Genomic DNA, 15,383 nt, shown 5'->3' on the forward strand with positions numbered 1-15,383 from the left:
TTCGGGCCCGGCAAAGATAGTGACCTGTGCGGCCATTTATGAAAGGGGCGTGCTTCAGCTCCGGTAATCGGCATTGATCTTCACATAATCCAGCGAAAAATCGCAGGTGAGCATACCGGCCGTTCCGCTGCCCTGATTCAAGTCCACGGTGACGGAAAATTCGGGCAGCCGGAGGACTTCGGTAGCCTCTTTTTCCGCCTCGAGACCGCACCCCCGGCCGTCTTTGACCATCTGCACGTCGTTGAAAAAAAGGTCCACGCGGTCCGGGTCGAAATCGACGCCCGCCCTGCCCGCCGCCGCAATGATCCGCCCCCAGTTGGCATCTTCACCGAAAAAGGCGGTCTTGACCAGCGGCGAGTGGGCGATGGTATCGGCAATGAAATGGGCTTCGTCGTCCGAACGAACCCCGCGCACCGTCAGTTCGACCACTTTGGTGACGCCTTCGCCGTCCCGGACCATCTGGCGGGCCAGGTCCCGGCACAGGTGGGTCACCAGCCGCTGGAAGGCCGCCAGATCTTCGGCCGTTTGAATGCGGGCGCCGGAGGCGCCGTTGGCCATGAGAATCGCCGTATCGTTGGTGCTGGTATCCCCGTCGATGGTGATGCAATTGAACGAAGTGTCCACCGCCTGCTTGAGCACGGTCTGCAGATCGGCCACGGCAACTTCGGCGTCCGTCCAGACGAAGCACAGCATGGTGGCCATGTCGGGACGAATCATTCCGGATCCCTTGGCTACGGCGACAATATGGTATGGGGTACCCTCAGCCTCACCCTGACGCTCTCCCGTTTTGGGCAGGGTGTCCGTGGTCATGATGGCACGGGCCAGATCGTCCGTACCATTTTCATCCAGACGGTCCACGAGAACAGGGGCCGCCGATTCGACCTTTTCTATGGGAAACGGTGCGCCGATGACGCCGGTGGAGGCGGCCAGCACCTGGTCTTCTGCTATTCCCAGCGCCCGGGCCGCGACGGCGGTCATGGTCCGAGCCGCGGTCATCCCCTGCTTGCCGTTGGCACAGTTGGCGTTGCCCGCATTGACAATTATCGCCCTGCAGATGCCGGCCTTCACCCGCTCCCGGTCCAGAACCACAGGTGCCGCCTGGACGATATTTCGGGTAAACACCGCAGCGACGGCGGCGGGCCGGTCGGACACCAGCAATCCCAGGTCCGGATCGCCGTTCTTTTTAATGCCCGCAGCCACTCCGCAGGCTGTAAACCCCTTGCATGTCAGTGGAGACATATCCGATTCCTCTTGAACGCGCTTTTAATGAACTGCAAAATGGTACTGGCATTTCATTGCCCAATTCCGCGATCATTGTCAATCGGGGAAAAACCAATGCCTTGCAAACCGGCCGGTTTTGACATAAAAGGCGCGTGTCTGGAAAGCGATGCTTACATCCGGAAAACAATATCACCAAAATGGCTCATGGAAAGAAACCCAATGGCTGAAGACATTCCCCGCTGCGACCATTGTAGTCAACCACTGGAACTGAAGCAGAGCTGACGCTCGGTGAATTTTCGCTGCAAGGGCTGCGGCGCAAGCTTCCCACTGAGCCGGTTCATTCACCTCATGGACGAAGCCATGGAGCAGCAGTTGGCTTTTTTGCGCTGCGACAGACTATAGAAGCCGTCTACCTAATTTTCTGTAAAACGCCACTGCCATGATGCTGATCCTAAACAACCTTTTCCCCGTATTCGCCCTCATCGGACTGGGCGCCGGACTCAAGCACCTGCACCTGGCCGACGAATCGTTTTTCAAGGCCTCGGATCGGCTGGTCTACTTCATCTTTTTTCCGGTCATGCTCTTCTGGAAAATCGGTGCCTCCCCAGCGGTTGACGACGGCGCCACCGACCTGATCCTCGCCGCCATCTGTGCCGTGGCCACGGTCTACCTGATCAGCGCCGTCTGCATCAAGCTCTTTGCGGTAAGGGCTTATGCCGCCGGATCCTTTTCCCAGAGCTGCTATCGGTTCAACACCTATGTCGGCATGGCCGTGATCCTGAACACGTTAGGGGAAACCGGCGTTTCGCGTTTCGGCGTTCTCATCGGTTTTATCATCCCGATCATCAATGTGCTGGCCGTATCCACTTTGATCTGGTTCTCCGGCCGGACCATCGACAACCGACAGCGACTGTGGATCACGCTGCGGTCTTTGATCTCCAACCCGCTGATTATCGGATGCCTGGCCGGCATGGCTTATGCCCGTTTCATCGGGTGGTTTCCGGTTTTTATCGACAACACCTTTCGTCTGGGCGCCATCGTGGCCCTGCCCCTGGCCCTGCTTTCCATCGGCGGCGCCCTGACCCTGAAAAATCTGAAATCCCATATGGGTCACTCCCTTTTGGGAGCGGCCGCCAAACTGCTGATCCTGCCGCTCGTCGGCTGTTTTTTCCTCAGACTCCTGGGCGCTTCGACCCTCTCCTTTCAGGTGGGCATGCTCTTTTTCGCCCTGCCCACATCGCCGGCCATCATCGTGCTCTCCTCCCAACTCAACAGCGATACGGAATTCGCTTCGGCAGCCATTGTCGCATCTACCCTGCTCTCCTTTTTCTCCATGAGCACGGTTTTGCTGACCTTTTAGGCCGGGAAAGGCGTGTGCAATGAGTTCAACGGCATCCAAAACATTCAAACTGATCATCGAGTACGACGGATCCGGTTTTCACGGTTGGCAGCGGCAAAAAAACGACCGGTCCGTGCAGGAAACCATCGAAAAAGCACTGTCCGTGATGACCTGCGAAAGCGTAACCCTCATCGGTTCGGGCCGCACGGACGCCGGTGTCCACGCCCTGGGCCAGGTGGCCAGTTTCATCACCCGAGCCCGCCTGGATGCCGACGCACTGCGCAACGGTCTCAACAGCCTGCTGCCCGACGATGTCGTCATCCAAACTTGTGAGCCCATGCATGGGGGATTTCACGCGCGCTTCGACGTGATTTCCAAACACTATTGCTACCACATCCTCAACCGGCCCATCGCCCCGGCCATCGGCCGCCAGTTCGTCTGGCATATCCGCAAGCCCCTGGACATCCAGGCCATGCGCGCAGCGGCCGACTGTCTGATCGGCACCCACGATTTCAAAGCCTTTGAAGGGACCGGCAGTCCCCGCAGTCATACGGTTCGCAAGGTCAGCGTCTCCGCCGTAAAGGAAACCGGGGACGGCAACCTGACCTACGACATCGCGGCCAACGGATTTTTGCGTTTCATGGTGAGGAATATTATCGGCACTCTGGTGGAGGTGGGTCTGGGTAAAATTCCGGTGGAAAATGTGCCGGAAATTTTACAATCCAGGGACCGTTCATGCGCCGGGGCCACCGCACCGCCCCGGGGACTCTTTCTGGTGGAGGTGTCCTATCCACCAAAATAGCGATATCATCTTTTTGGAACGGACGGGCTAAGCTGTAAAAAGGCGAGTTATCGGGGGATCAGGCGCGAATCGGCGGCTCGACGATGCGCGAACGGATCAGCAAAAGGGGCCGGTCGATGCGGTTGAGCACCCCCACGGCCACACTACCGTAAAAGGTCCGCTTCGATCCGCTTTGACCGTGGCTGGCCATGGCCACCAGGTCGACCTTTTCCCGCTCGGCTGTATCGAGGATGCCTGCCACCACGCTGCCGCGGGCGATGGAAATCCGGGCCTCGATCCCCACGGGACGCCAGCGGTCAACAATTTTCTGGAGGTAGGACCGCTTTTCTTTGATGCGGGCACGGCGTTTTTCCAGAAAATCGTTTACGTCGATCACTTCGTCGCGCCCAAGCATCAGGTTGGCGGTTTCGTCAACGTATAGCAGGATCACAACAGACTTCAGGCTCAAAGCCAGGGGCTCCACATGGGGCAAAATGGCCTGTGCACGCTCCGAGCCATCCAGGGGAACGAGAATGGTTTTATACATGGCTGCGGTTCTCCTTTGTCGCTGACATCGGTCCGTTTTATGGCTTTTCTGCATCGAACGGGGCTCGTGTTCCGAGAGCTGGCGCTTCCATACATTTCTCCCTTTGCCGCTGTCCACGGTAATGGACAATGGTCGTCTGGATTTTTGGCAAAACCTGTTTGCTGCCGGAAGGCTTTTTTAATCAAGGTATCTTACACCCATGCCGTATCGGGTCGTCTCTTTATCGCCCATGGCCTGCTGCCATTTGACTTCCGCCAGGCAGAAAGACCGCGGCCATTGGTCGCTGTCCACCGACGCGGGGACCGACGGATACTGCTCCATCCTCAGTATGAGAATGGTTCCCGATTTAAATGGATGGGAAGTTTCGATATATGACCCGTTGCGGGAAAAATTTCGCATTACGCCTTCCACTTTGCGAAAAATGCCACCGCTGGTATAGGGCTTACAAATAATATGGGCCCGCGTATGATTTCGCAAAGTGGTCCGCCGGGTCTTTTCCTTTTTCGATGTGGTTTTCATTTCCCCTCCATCTTGTAGGGCATCGGGCTTGACGATTCGATCCTACGGTCAACCACCGGTCAACCGGATTTAATGTCGATTTTTTTGGTTTCGGACGACTGAATCTTCTTGAATACCAGCTTCAGAACCCCCTTTTTGTAAGTGGCGTCAATGTTCTTTGGATCGACGTCGGCAGACAACTGCAGCATGCGGCTGAAAGTGCCGTAGCTTCTCTCCACCCGGTGAACGTTTTCGCCCTTGTCTTCCTTTTCCTGTTTTTTCTCGCCGCTGATCGTCAGGGTCCGGCGATCCAGCTTCACATCGATATCGCCGACCTCGCATCCCGGAATCTCGGCCTGGACCGTAATATCGTCCTTGCCTTCGACCACGTCCACCCGCGGGGCCCAGTCCCCTTCTCCGAAAAATCGACGTGAAATGGGCAAATCCATGTCGAAAAAACGGTTGAAGAGGCTGTCCATTTCATCTCTGAAACGAACCAGTTCCCGGCCGGACCGCCTTCTATGGGGCATCAGATCGAACATGACATCACCTCCTGGTTGCTAATCGGTTGACATCGGATCGGACATCCGCTGTATGGTTGGTTCATCAGCGATTTTTTCATCTTTCGGCAGCACAATGGCGGCAACGGGGAGATCGTGATGGTTCCCTCCACTTTCCATCGGAGCTTGCCCCCCTCTGGGGGACAGAAATACCGCCACCGTACCGCTTCGGTTTTCGCAAAGATCGCATCCGGGCGTCGCAAAGAAGAAGCCGATAACCCGGCCGTCCTTATCGACCCACACTCGACCGATGACGAGGGGGGAAGAACTGGCAGCGGTTTCCGTTGAACCAGTCGGCACCGCGGAAGGCATCGGATTGGTGCACGCCAGCGCCCCGATCAAAATGGCCCCCCAAAGGGATATGCAGATACCGGTTGGTTTGGGCTTCATAAGTCTGCCCTCCCCTGTACCCTGCCATGCCTGGCATTTGACCCCCGCACAAAGATTGTCGACGGGGTCGCTGCCATCGTCAACGACCGGCCGCCATGGCCTGCCGGTATATCAAAGGCCGAAGAGTATTCAAATCAATCCCGGTCAGAGTTGGATCACCGAGTTCTGACTGTCTCCATAAGGTGTTGGCAAATGACCGTCGGCATCGGGATCATTCTCCCAGTGAGACGATCCCAGTAAATAGCGGAATTGGTAGGAACGTCCGGTTTCCAGGTCCACGGTCGTGCTGAAGCCGCCGTTTTTCATTCGTTTCATTGGATTGGCCGAGAGGGACCAGTCATTGAACTCCCCCACCACATGAGCGCTTTTGGCTGTGTCTCCCATGGTCCCGGAAATTTTAAAAGTGACTTTGCACACGGGCCTGGTTTTCAAGAACTGTTTACGAATTCCCATCTTCTTCCTCCATTGCGTCCGTGGTTCCATCCAAACGAGTCCTCACGCTTCCTCGCCATCCGGCATGGGTACAGCTTTTCTTCCCTTTTTGATTCACGCCTCCTGAAACACACCGCTAAATCGGCCGTTGATCTCGACGTTCGCCGGACAGACTTCCAACCCTGACATGTGTGGCAACAAAACATCTAGGCCGAATGCATTGATCGTTCTCAGACCATCCGTATCGATGGTCACTTTTATGGATTGTTTCACGCCCTTGTCCAACGCCTAAAACAGTCCCGGGCCGACGAAGCATCGAAATCGCCGAACACTTCCAGCAGCATGCGTTGGAGGCTTCTCTCTCTGGTCAAAATTTGAAAATTATTCGCCATCAATTCTCCTGACAAGGGCTGAGCAATGAAATTGCCATACTTGTACAATAAACATAGCAAAATTCCCGCCAAGGACAACGCTGATCGAAAGCAATGTCTTTCCATACGGTTATGATCAACCGAAGGATCGCCGCCCCAAGGCATGGTGTTGAACTTTTTTACATCCTGGAAAGCATCCCTACGAGATGTGCTTCGTCTGAGCAGTACCAAATACCGGTGGGATCTTAGGGTAACCAACTTATGAGGTGGTTGCCGCAGGCGACCTCAATACTTTTTTTAAGAGACTGCAGGGTAAACGGTTTGAACAGAAGTCCGTCGATCACATTGGTCCCGCTCACCAGATCTCTGATCGTCGCCGGGCAATGGCCGGTCATCATGACAACCCGCGTACCGGAATACTTGCTTTTAATCTCATCGGCCAGCTCCAGACCGTCCATGAAAGGCATGTCGTAATCGGTGATCACAAGTTTAAAATACGCTTTGCGAAGGCTGGAAAGTGCGTCCACCGGTCCCTGGCAGTTCACGGTCCGATACCCCAGATGCGTGGTCATCTTAGCAACCAATTCCAGAATGTTTGGATCGTCGTCCACGACCAGAATCCGGCTGGCATCGGAACCTACCCCCATGCCATCCTTATCTTCTAAGGCGTAGTCGGGCAAGACGGGATGCTCTATCCCTGAAGATACTTGCTGGAGGTCAACCAACCGCGATCCCCAATGCCGACTCATTGTGTAGGTCATCTTCCCTCCAGATCCATAACAACTCTGGTGAAACGCTGGTCTCCTCCCGCTTGAAATACTCAACGGCCTGCATAGGAAACGATCTTTCATTGCAAAAGAGGCGCAGGCACACACGATCTATTTAGCAAAAAGTGTCAACGTACGGGCGGGGTTACAACCATTCAATGGTCAGTCAGCGCACGTACGGTAAACGGTTTGTCAATTTTGTTTTTACCGCAAGAACCGATAGGATAACAATTCGCACAAGTGCCCAATTTGGGTGTGTCCCTTGGGTACTTTTGCTTATTGCAGATTCGTTATATCGAAAACAATCCCTTTCATTTCGGCTCAAACGTATTATAATTGTAACATAGTTAATATTTATTGCTTCCCCCATTCAACTGTCAGTGCTTCTTCCACGCTGTAAAATAATCCGGCATCGAGGCTATATACGGATGTCCGTTCGAACTGCTGGATTGCCAACCGCGGAAAGAGACTGCCCGCTCCGACCGTTCCGTCTTTATATATATATCTTAACTACTGATTTTATATACGATAACAATAGAAATACGAGCGAAATCCAAGGCATTTACGAATGAATCCGGATTGATGTTGGGTATCGATTCAAAAGCCGGGTAATGCCTTCAAACATGGTGTTCGGATTGCAAGGTTCTTTCAAATAGGAAGAGATGTTTATGGCAAACCAAAAGAGGATGAAACTTTGGATGGTAAATGCAACCTCTTTCTTGATTCGCCTTATCCACGGCAACCAGACTGAAACCATGGAAGAAACCCCTTTAAAGAAAAATGAACGTAACGCCATTTTGAAACAGATTCCACGCGAAGTTGGCATCCTGCCTCTGCGTGACGTGGTGGCCTATCCTTATATGGTGCTTCCCCTGGCCGTGGCTATCCCTGCGCTGATAAAATTGATCGAAGACGCCGTGGATGGCAGCCAGATGATCGGGTTGATCACCACTAAAGAACCGGGTGTCGATATGCCCTCACCCTGGCAGGTTCACGAGGTAGGGACGGTTGCCCACATCCACCGTGCGGTGAAAACTCCCGGCAACCATCTGCATGTGATCGTGCAGGGCATCGAGCGATTCCGTGTAAATGTCTGGCGAAGAACCGACCCCTACCTGCAGGCCAGGATCGAATTGAGCCCTGAGCGCATCGAGGAGGGGATCGAATTGGACGCCCTCAAGCGACGCCTGCAGTTTCTTGCACGGGAAGTGGTGACCCTTATGCCCAATGTTCCCGAGGACGCCGGCTCATTTTTGGAAAATATCGAGGACCCCCGCTACCTGGCCTACCTCGTGGCCGCCAACTCGCGCATCAAAGCGCCCACCAGCCAGAAAATTCTGGAAATCGATGACCTCAACGACAAATTACGGGCTCTGATTTCCCTGCTCTCCAGGGAAAAAGAGGTTCTCTCCCTTGACCACAAGATCCAGGCCGAAGCCCACGAGGAGATCGGCAGGGCCCAGCGTGATTATTACCTGCGCCAGCAGTTGAAAGCCATTCAGAAAGAACTGGGCGAAGAAAGCGAGGTGGAAGACGAAATCGCAGAGTATGAGGAAAAGCTTAAAAAAGCGACCCTGCCCGCCGAAGCTCTGGAGGAGGCCCGGCGGGAGTTGCGCCGCCTCAAAGGCATGCACCCCAGTTCGGCGGAACATTCGGTCATCAAGACCTACCTGAACTGGCTGGTGGAGCTTCCCTGGAACACCTTGAGCGACGATTGCATGGACATCCCTCACGTCCGGGTCATCCTGAACGAAGACCACTACGACCTGGAAGATGTCAAGGACCGCCTGATCGAATATCTGGCCGTCAAGAAGCTGGTCCGTGAACGCCAGGATCCGGCCGACAGCGGGGAAAAAGAAGAATACGCCCAAATGACAGGAACCCTGCTCTGCTTCGTTGGGCCTCCCGGGGTGGGCAAGACCAGCCTCGGCCAAAGCATCGCCAGGGCATTGGGAAGACGATTCACACGCATGAGTCTGGGAGGTATTCGGGACGAAGCAGAGATCCGCGGCCACCGGCGCACTTACATCGGCGCCATGCCTGGCCGAATCATTCAAGCCATTCGACGGGCCGGTACTCGCAATCCGGTTTTCATGCTGGACGAAATCGACAAAGTGGGCAGCGACTGGCGCGGCGACCCCAGCAGCGCCCTGCTGGAGGTATTGGATCCAGCCCAGAACCATGCTTTTCGTGACCACTATCTGGACGTGGACTTCGATCTGAGCGAAATAATGTTCATCACCACCGCCAATCAGTTGGAGACCATCCCGCCCCCTCTTCAGGACCGCATGGAAACCATTGCCCTGGAGGGCTACACCGAACACGAAAAGATGCATATCGCCAGAAACCACTTGGTGCCCCGGCAGATGAAAGCCAACGGCCTGCGTCCCGAAGAAATCCGTTTCGACGATGCGGCCCTTGCCTGCATCATTCGCGACTACACGCGAGAGGCCGGCGTACGCAACCTGGAGCGCCGTATTGCTGCCGTCTGCCGGAAAACAGCCGTGGACATCTCCTCTGGTGTGCCGGGAGTGCCGGGGATCACCCCGAAGCGTGTCCGTGAGCTGTTAAAAAAACCGCTGTTCGAATCCGAACTGTCCGAATCTGTCGATATTCCGGGAATTGCCACCGGACTTTCCGTTACCGCTTACGGCGGAGAAATTCTCTTTATCGAGGCCACGTGCATTCCCGGCAAGGGAGAATTGACCATCACCGGCCACCTGGGGGATGTGATGATGGAAAGCGCCCGCATCGCACACAGCTATGTCCGCTCCAAGGCAGGCGAACTGGATATTGAAGTCAAACGCTTCAAGGCAACCGACACTCACCTGCACGTACCGGCCGGCGCGATTCCCAAGGACGGACCGTCCGCTGGTTTGGCTATGGTACTGGCTATGGCCAGTGTCTACACGGGACGGCCGGTGCACAGTGACATGGGCTTTACCGGCGAGGTAACCCTGCGGGGTCGCGTACTGGCCGTGGGCGGCATCAAGACCAAGGTACTGGCCGCCCATCGGGCTGGCCTGCGTTCGGTGATCCTGCCGCAGTGCAATGAACGCGACCTGGACGAACTGCCATCCGAGGTCAAAGGGGAAGTGGAGATCCGGTTGGTCGACCGGGTCGAAGATGCGATAAAAATCGCGCTACTACCTCCAGAAATCACCAGTGCGGGCTGCGACGAGGCGGTGTCCAAACCAAAGGAGGCCGGATGACTGCCCATCATCAAACGGCAATCCTTGAAGCCATGATGCAGTCCGGCTTCTATCCGCATCCGGCGCCATCGATCCAGCGGCAGGAAACCCACATCTCCACGGTTTTTCTCACCGGCCGCTGGGTCTACAAGATCAAAAAGCCGGTGGACCTGGGATTTCTGGATTTCTCGACCCTCGAAAAGCGCCGGCAATATTGCCGACAGGAGGTCGCCTTGAACCGCCGCCTTTCGGAAGGCGTCTATATCGGCGTCGTGCCCATTACCCGTCACAACGGATGCTACGCGTTGAACGGACCGGGCGAGACGGTTGAGGTTGCCGTGAAAATGCATCAGTTGAACGAATCGGATGTAATGGCCGATCACCTGCGCCGGGGCGCCTTGACCGGCAGGCATATCGAAATGCTGGTTGATCGGCTGGTCGATTTTTACGCCCACACCGCAGCCGATTGTGAGATGGATCCGACCCAGGCGCCGGCCTGGGAGATGAATCTACAGGAGGTCGACCGGTTTGCCGGCGCTTGGATTGACCGGCGGTCTTTCGATTTCGTCCGGGCCGCTACCCAATCCTTTGTCCGTACCCGAGGTTCCCTTTTCCGGCGGCGCCGGGAAAGTCGCAAGATCAAAGACGGCCACGGGGATTTGCGGACCGACCACATCTACTTTTCCGCCAACGGCATCCAGGTCATCGACTGCATCGAATTCAGCCCCCACCTGCGCTGCCTGGACGTCGTCAGCGACTTGGCCTTCCTCTCCATGGATCTGGAATTTTTGGGGTTCCCAGATCAGGCCCGCAACCTGATTCGATTGTACGTCAGTCAGGCCGACGATCTCGAAGCTCTGCCGCTGCTGGATTTCTACCGCTGCTACCGGGCGATGGTGCGCTGTAAGGTGAGTTGCTATTGTATTGAGAAAGGCGGGTTGACGGACACCACCCGAAAGGCGCTCGTACAAACCGCCGGCCGATACCTGGCCCTGGCCCGGAGTTACACCGAAGCTTTCAGCCAGCCGACCCTATGGATGGTTGGCGGCCTGCCCGCGTCCGGAAAAAGTACCGTCGCCAAGGCGCTGGCAAGGGCCCATGATATTTGCGTAATCCGCTCGGACGCGGTCCGTAAGGCACATTTTGCCGATGGACCGGAAAGGTCCGGGACAACAGCCTTCGAACAAGGCATTTACAAGGCCGGTGCCACCGAGGCCACCTACAACCGAATGGCTGCCATGGCGGCGGAAAATCTTAAAAAAGGGTGCAGCGTGATTCTCGACGCCACCTTCAGCCGTCAGGTCCACCGCGATCAGGCACTGCGGGTGGCCCAATATCACCACGCCATGCCGATCTTCGTGGAATGTCATGCTGCGGATGCACTTTTGTCAGAGCGACTGAAACGGCGGGATACCGAGCCGTCTCTTTCCGATGCCCGTCTGGTCCATCTCAAAGCATTCAAAAAGCGCTTCGAACCGGTGGACACGATAGGAGGTGTGGGGGCCCATATCCGCGTCGATACCGCACGGCCCGTTCGCGAATGCCTGCACCGCATTCTGCTCTCAAATGCACTCACTTCCAGCAGGCGCCGTAAGACGGAAGCCACCCCGGCAATGTGCGACCGCCGAATACCATCGGTTTTAAGAACAGGAGCACTGAGTCAACCGACACAAAGGAGGCTGATATGTTCAACCGCATCCTGGCGGCGACCGATATCGCTACCACACCCGACGCACCGGTAGTAACGGCCGCCCGCCTTGCCCGAGGACACCATGCCCGACTTTATCTGCTGCATGTCATGGAGTCGGCGTCCACGGAAAATCGCAAATTGATTCGCCATTACGAAACCGATGCGGAAATGATCGCCGACGCTGCATACGAGCAAACTGTCGCCCAGGTCTTGCGGAGAACATTTCGGGATTCGATCCCTGGCGAGGAAACAGAAGTGCGCGTCACCGCCGGCTTTCCCTGGGAGGAAATTCTGCAGTATGCCCGGCAGATCGATGCCGACCTCATTGTTTTGGGTCCGCATTCGACCCGGGCCCAAGAAAAAGGAGTTGTGCGAATCGCCGGGCTGGTCGGTTCGACGGTGGAAAACGTGATGATCCGCGAAACCTGTCCGGTGATGGTGGTCAATCGCCCTGCAAATGCAGAGCAGCTTCGTTTTCGGCGGGTATTGATCCCCGTCGATTTCTCGCGATCCTGTGAATGTGCGGTGTGCTTTGCCGCCCGACTGGCAGCCAACTGCCACAGCCAACTGCAGATATTTCACATGATTCCGGTGCCCCCGGTGCCCAAATACAACCGGTCGGCCTATAACCGGGACAAAGCCAGTGCCCTTAAGCGGCTCGAGTCGTTATACCGTCCTTACCTCGACGGCATCGAACACCGGTACATCATCCATGCCGGCTCCCTCCCCCACCTTGAAATTCTCAACGCAGCCCGGGACCAGAACTCCGATCTGATTGTCATGGGGTCCCATACCAAGGAGACCGGAGGCAAATGGTATCCGGGCAGTGCGGTCGAGCGGGTCGGCTTCCGGGCTTCCTGTCCCCTGGTCACGATCACCGACCCTCAGGTGTTGATCCACTGGAAAGGCCGGTTGACCGACACCGTAAGCAAGGAGCCGGATCGGCGAATCCATGTGTTCACCGGCACAGGCTCCCATCCCTCACCCAAAAAAGGAGGCATGTCATGACAAAAGAATCCCAGGTCTTCAAATGCACGGTCTGCGGTACTATCGTCGCCGTGATCGCCGGCGGCAAGGGCGATCTGGTCTGCTGCGATCAAAAAATGGTCGAAGTGACACCGAGCGATGCCAAGAAATTGATTCACGGAATGGTCCGACCCGGTACCCCCTGAATCGCTCCGGCATGGCGTTTGGTTCTACAGCTTGTAGCCGATGGCGCGCAGCAGGGATTTGCGTTTGACAATGTCGGACTCGTCTTCGATGCCCTTGGAGGCAAAGCCGTCGATCACGCCCAGAATCCCCCGGCCCAAATCGGTTTCGGCCACGATGACCTCCACCGGATTGGCCGTGGCGCAAAAAACGCGGCAGACTTCAGGTACGTTTTTGACGCTGTTGAGAATGTTCACGGGAAACATGTCGCGCATGAAAATGATGAAGCTGTGGCCTGCGGAAAGGTTCAGCGCGTTTTTCTGCGCCAGTTCGATCAACTTCTCGTCTGTGCCGGCATGGCGAACCAGGCAAACATCGGAAGCCTCGCAGAAGGCTAGGCCGAATTTTGCCCCGGGAACCGTGGTGACAATGGCTTCGTAGAGGTCTTCGACGGTTTTGATAAAATGGGATTGCCCGAGAATGAAATTCAGGCTCTCCGGATTTTCGACAGCCACCGTTTTCAAATCCATAATTTCCTCCTGTTGCCCATTGATGAAGGATACGCTGCCGTGGACACTGTCACGGCAGCGGCCATCTGAATCGCATTGTCGTTTTTACAAAATGGTCAGTTTTCGGAAAAAGCCTGGCGCCGGGATTTCATCTCATCGACCTTCTGGTTGTAAAAGGTGATCACCTCCCGCCTGTTGAGCATGCCCAACAGGATGCCGTGGTCGTCGGCCCGCACCACCGGCAGGCTGTCGATGTTGCGGGTGGTGAACTTTTTGAGTACGGTATTGAGATCCTCTTCCGGCGTGGTGAGAATGATGTCCGAGGTCCCCACGTCCTTCATGACCACCAGTTGTTCGATCTCCGGTGCGAACAGCACCCCGCGGATATCGTTGATGGAAAAAATCCCCACCAGCCGTTTCTCCTCGTCCATCACCGGAAAATAATGCTGCTTGGTTTCCGAGAAGTAGCGTTTGAACGCCACAAAAGGCATGTCCTGAGGGATCAGGGACACCTTCTGAACCAGCGGCATGAGGTCGTTCACCCGGAAGGTCTGCAGGATGTCCACGAAAAAATCACCGGCGTGGGCCGGAGAGTCAACCTTGCTCTGTACCTGCCGATGGAAAATGGTATAGCGCCGGGAGGCCAGGTAGGCGACCGAACAAACCAGCAGACTGGGCAGCAGCAGATGGTAGGAATTGGTCATCTCGCTGACGAAGATGATGGTGGAAATGGGTGTGTTGGATACCGCCGTAAAAAATCCGGCCATGCCCACTACCACGAAGGCCCCCGGTTCGGTCACCACCGTGGGCATGATGGCATGGAAGATCTGACCGACCACACCGCCCATGGCACCACCGATGACAATGGAAGGGCCGAAAACGCCGCCGCTGCCACCGGAACCGATTGAAAAGGAGGTGGTCAGCACCTTGCCCAGGGCCAGAGAGATCAGAAAGGGAATGGCCAGTTCGTTGTCGATGGCCTTTTGGGCAAAACCATAGCCGAAAGCCAGGGTGTGCGGCAGAAAAAAACCGACGATTCCGGTAAGCAGCCCGCCGATGGCCGGCTTGATATGGTTGGGGATCTTCTTGATCGATTCGAACAGATGAATCGTTCCATAGAAGGTTTTGACGTAGAATATACCGGTAATCACCAGCACCAGGGCCAGAACCAGGTAGGGACCCAGTTCCAAAGGATTCTGGAAGTTAAAGGGCGGCGAACTGAAAAGCGACCCCCAGCCGAAACGCAGGCAGAAGACGCAGTAGGCCACCACCGACGAGATCCCGGCCGGGATGATCACTTCGGATTCGAAATCCGGATCGCGGTAGAGCACTTCGGCGGCGAAAAGGGCTCCGGCCAAAGGCGCCCGGAAGATACTGCCAACACCGGCTCCAACGCCGGCGGCCATCATGATGCGGCGTTCGCGATCAGAAAGCTTCAGCTTCGTAGCCAGAAAGGATCCGAATCCGGCGCCGATCTGGGCAATCGGTCCCTCCCGGCCCCCGGAGCCCCCGGTGGTCAGGGTAATCGCCGATGCGATGGTTTTGACGAAAGGGACCCGGCCACGGATGAAACCGCCCTTGTTGTGATAGGAATTAATGGCCGCATCGGTGCCGTGCCCTTCCGCTTCGGGTGCGAACGTGTAAACCAGCCAACCGCTCAGGATTCCGCCAAGGGCTGGCAGAATGAGAAGCATCCAGCGGTTGAAGGGAACCGAAGTGGAGGGTAGCAGGTGGTGCTCTCCGGCCGGCGGAGGCGGACGGTAGCCCGCGGCCATATCCAGAAAATAGTGGATCCCGAGTTGGCACAAATAGTGGAATGCGATGGAACCCAGACCGGCGATCAAACCGATGGCCACGAAATAAAAAGACCAGCGGGTCGCCTGGGCGACGTTCAGGCGAGCCAGTTTATCTTTCATCCTGCTGACCGTTCCCGGTTTC

18 protein-coding genes are annotated in these 15,383 nt (G+C 56.1%); 7 read left to right on the top strand and 11 right to left on the bottom strand.

The features are described from left to right. Nucleotides 1-54: 54 nt before the first annotated feature. Complete coding sequence (gene argJ, locus GN111_RS07445; protein WP_155303152.1) at nucleotides 55-1,239, bottom strand: bifunctional glutamate N-acetyltransferase/amino-acid acetyltransferase ArgJ; 1,185 nt, start codon at nucleotides 1,237-1,239, stop codon at nucleotides 55-57. Between the two features lie 270 nt (nucleotides 1,240-1,509). On the opposite strand from argJ, the gene GN111_RS34155 reads away from it, so the two are divergent. The 3 genes from GN111_RS34155 to truA are packed head-to-tail and all read left to right on the top strand — an operon-like array spanning nucleotide 1,510 to nucleotide 3,362. Then, on the top strand, nucleotides 1,510-1,623 hold the full coding sequence (locus tag GN111_RS34155) for a dual CXXC motif small (seleno)protein (protein ID WP_269433820.1): 114 nt from the start codon (nucleotides 1,510-1,512) through the stop codon (nucleotides 1,621-1,623). Nucleotides 1,624-1,660: 37 nt separating this feature from the next. Beyond that, complete coding sequence (locus GN111_RS07450; protein ID WP_231715694.1) at nucleotides 1,661-2,581, top strand: AEC family transporter; 921 nt, start codon at nucleotides 1,661-1,663, stop codon at nucleotides 2,579-2,581. 19 nt (nucleotides 2,582-2,600) lie between these two features. Continuing rightward, nucleotides 2,601-3,362 (top strand): tRNA pseudouridine(38-40) synthase TruA, encoded by a 762-nt coding sequence (truA, locus tag GN111_RS07455; RefSeq protein WP_155303153.1) that lies wholly within the window; start codon nucleotides 2,601-2,603, stop codon nucleotides 3,360-3,362. A 58-nt stretch (nucleotides 3,363-3,420) separates the two neighbouring features. On the opposite strand, the gene GN111_RS07460 is transcribed toward truA, so the two are convergent. From GN111_RS07460 to GN111_RS07490, 8 genes are all read right to left on the bottom strand, one after another. Continuing rightward, nucleotides 3,421-3,888 (bottom strand): universal stress protein, encoded by a 468-nt coding sequence (locus tag GN111_RS07460; RefSeq protein WP_170302182.1) that lies wholly within the window; start codon nucleotides 3,886-3,888, stop codon nucleotides 3,421-3,423. Between the two features lie 177 nt (nucleotides 3,889-4,065). Further along, nucleotides 4,066-4,407, bottom strand: a complete 342-nt coding sequence (locus GN111_RS07465) for a PilZ domain-containing protein (RefSeq protein ID WP_155303155.1) — start codon at nucleotides 4,405-4,407, stop codon at nucleotides 4,066-4,068. A gap of 59 nt (nucleotides 4,408-4,466) precedes the next feature. After that, on the bottom strand, nucleotides 4,467-4,928 hold the full coding sequence (locus GN111_RS07470) for an Hsp20/alpha crystallin family protein (protein WP_155303156.1): 462 nt from the start codon (nucleotides 4,926-4,928) through the stop codon (nucleotides 4,467-4,469). An 18-nt stretch (nucleotides 4,929-4,946) separates the two neighbouring features. Further along, nucleotides 4,947-5,336, bottom strand: a complete 390-nt coding sequence (locus tag GN111_RS07475; protein ID WP_155303157.1) for a hypothetical protein — start codon at nucleotides 5,334-5,336, stop codon at nucleotides 4,947-4,949. A gap of 144 nt (nucleotides 5,337-5,480) precedes the next feature. Further along, complete coding sequence (locus GN111_RS07480) at nucleotides 5,481-5,789, bottom strand: isoamylase early set domain-containing protein (RefSeq protein WP_155303158.1); 309 nt, start codon at nucleotides 5,787-5,789, stop codon at nucleotides 5,481-5,483. A 93-nt stretch (nucleotides 5,790-5,882) separates the two neighbouring features. Next, nucleotides 5,883-6,041: a response regulator gene (locus tag GN111_RS07485; protein WP_155303159.1), complete on the bottom strand. Its 159-nt coding sequence runs from the start codon at nucleotides 6,039-6,041 to the stop codon at nucleotides 5,883-5,885. Next, entirely contained in the window at nucleotides 6,038-6,160 is a 123-nt protein-coding gene (locus tag GN111_RS34160) for a hypothetical protein (protein WP_269433821.1), read from the bottom strand. Before GN111_RS34160 ends, GN111_RS07485 begins: the two co-directional genes overlap by 4 nt. Before the next feature lie 224 nt (nucleotides 6,161-6,384). Then, nucleotides 6,385-6,900 (bottom strand): response regulator, encoded by a 516-nt coding sequence (locus GN111_RS07490; RefSeq protein WP_170302183.1) that lies wholly within the window; start codon nucleotides 6,898-6,900, stop codon nucleotides 6,385-6,387. A 704-nt stretch (nucleotides 6,901-7,604) separates the two neighbouring features. Between GN111_RS07490 and lon the strand changes: the two genes are divergently transcribed. From lon to GN111_RS07510, 4 genes are read left to right on the top strand one after another with little or no spacing between them, the layout of a single operon-like run. After that, nucleotides 7,605-10,118, top strand: coding sequence for an endopeptidase La (lon, locus tag GN111_RS07495; RefSeq protein WP_231715695.1), 2,514 nt, complete (start codon nucleotides 7,605-7,607; stop codon nucleotides 10,116-10,118). Further along, nucleotides 10,115-11,839 carry a bifunctional aminoglycoside phosphotransferase/ATP-binding protein gene (locus GN111_RS07500; RefSeq protein ID WP_155303161.1) on the top strand — a complete coding sequence of 575 codons (1,725 nt, stop codon included), beginning with the start codon at nucleotides 10,115-10,117 and terminating at the stop codon, nucleotides 11,837-11,839. Before lon ends, GN111_RS07500 begins: the two co-directional genes overlap by 4 nt. Further along, nucleotides 11,782-12,795 carry a universal stress protein gene (locus tag GN111_RS07505; protein ID WP_155303162.1) on the top strand — a complete coding sequence of 338 codons (1,014 nt, stop codon included), beginning with the start codon at nucleotides 11,782-11,784 and terminating at the stop codon, nucleotides 12,793-12,795. The genes GN111_RS07500 and GN111_RS07505 overlap by 58 nt, the downstream gene beginning before the upstream one ends. Next, nucleotides 12,792-12,959 carry a desulfoferrodoxin FeS4 iron-binding domain-containing protein gene (locus GN111_RS07510; protein ID WP_155303163.1) on the top strand — a complete coding sequence of 56 codons (168 nt, stop codon included), beginning with the start codon at nucleotides 12,792-12,794 and terminating at the stop codon, nucleotides 12,957-12,959. The genes GN111_RS07505 and GN111_RS07510 overlap by 4 nt, the downstream gene beginning before the upstream one ends. A gap of 24 nt (nucleotides 12,960-12,983) precedes the next feature. Here GN111_RS07510 and GN111_RS07515 read toward each other — a convergent pair whose 3' ends face one another. Together GN111_RS07515 and GN111_RS07520 are read right to left on the bottom strand one after the other, a co-directional pair. Beyond that, entirely contained in the window at nucleotides 12,984-13,466 is a 483-nt protein-coding gene (locus tag GN111_RS07515; protein ID WP_155303164.1) for an adenosine-specific kinase, read from the bottom strand. Nucleotides 13,467-13,561: 95 nt separating this feature from the next. After that, nucleotides 13,562-15,361 (bottom strand): chloride channel protein, encoded by a 1,800-nt coding sequence (locus GN111_RS07520; RefSeq protein WP_155303165.1) that lies wholly within the window; start codon nucleotides 15,359-15,361, stop codon nucleotides 13,562-13,564. Between the last annotated feature and the right edge of the window lie 22 nt (nucleotides 15,362-15,383).

It is taken from the genome of Desulfosarcina widdelii (genome assembly GCF_009688965.1).
Lineage (GTDB): Bacteria > Desulfobacterota > Desulfobacteria > Desulfobacterales > Desulfosarcinaceae > Desulfosarcina > Desulfosarcina widdelii.